This is a genomic window from Myxococcus llanfairpwllgwyngyllgogerychwyrndrobwllllantysiliogogogochensis (assembly GCF_006636215.1).
In the GTDB taxonomy this organism is placed as follows: Bacteria; Myxococcota; Myxococcia; order Myxococcales; family Myxococcaceae; genus Myxococcus; species Myxococcus llanfairpwllgwyngyllgogerychwyrndrobwllllantysiliogogogochensis.
Map to the genome: position 1 here is coordinate 1 of NZ_VIFM01000599.1, position 649 is coordinate 649.

Annotated in this window: 2 protein-coding genes; both read right to left on the bottom strand. The window is 57.3% G+C overall.

Annotation, left to right across the window (positions count from 1 at the left end):
- Positions 1–94: 94 nt before the first annotated feature.
- Positions 95–253 carry a hypothetical protein gene (locus tag FJV41_RS57055; protein ID WP_171410738.1) on the bottom strand — a complete coding sequence of 53 codons (159 nt, stop codon included), beginning with the start codon at positions 251–253 and terminating at the stop codon, positions 95–97.
- A gap of 199 nt (positions 254–452) precedes the next feature.
- A partial coding sequence (locus FJV41_RS57060; RefSeq protein ID WP_281291659.1) for a hypothetical protein occupies positions 453–649 on the bottom strand: 197 nt, incomplete at its 5' end.

The window sequence follows — 649 nt, forward strand, 5'->3', positions numbered from 1 at the left end:
TCGGAGTGCCACTCAATCCGCCGAGGTGATCTCCCTAGATTGATACAGCGGACTCAATTTCCTGCACGTGGCATCAATTGTCTGCGCTGCTGATTCAGCCGTTGGCTGAGGTGTAGCGGAAATGGTCGAGCACCGTCTCAAACAGCTTTGCGTGCGGCATGGGCTCACCGGCCTGCTGGAGCAGCCGCAACTGCTCGAAACGCCTGCGGTTGCTGGGGTCCGCCAGGAATGGATCTAAAGCCCAGACCGCCATCTACAATCGGAATCGCTCGGGCGGTGCCAGAGTGCGCGGTATGGAGTGAACGCTCATGCTGTACTCGATTGACGCTCCATCGTCCGGCGCGAAGAGAGTCACGGAATGCTGACAAAAATGCGATCCCGGAGCCGAAGGACGCTGATCGACAGGCGCGGCATTGAAGCAAGGGCCCCTAGGTGCTGAGGACTTATATTTCTCAACCAATCGGCCGACAGGCCGCTGAAATGTCCAGGCCCTGCTCATAGACCTGAGTCGACACACCCAGTAGCCCAAGTACAGAGTGAAAGAGGTTGTCATGCGACAGGGCGGCCGGGGATTTTTCTTTCAAGCAATCGCTGTTGATCATGCGACTCTCCTTGAAGCCGTCCGACAACCACCAAACCATGGGTACCT

What these genes read in the sequence shown, in the direction of transcription:
- FJV41_RS57055 (WP_171410738.1), bottom strand. Translation starts at nt 253, where the DNA reads ATGGCGGTCTGGGCTTTAGATCCATTCCTGGCGGACCCCAGCAACCGC.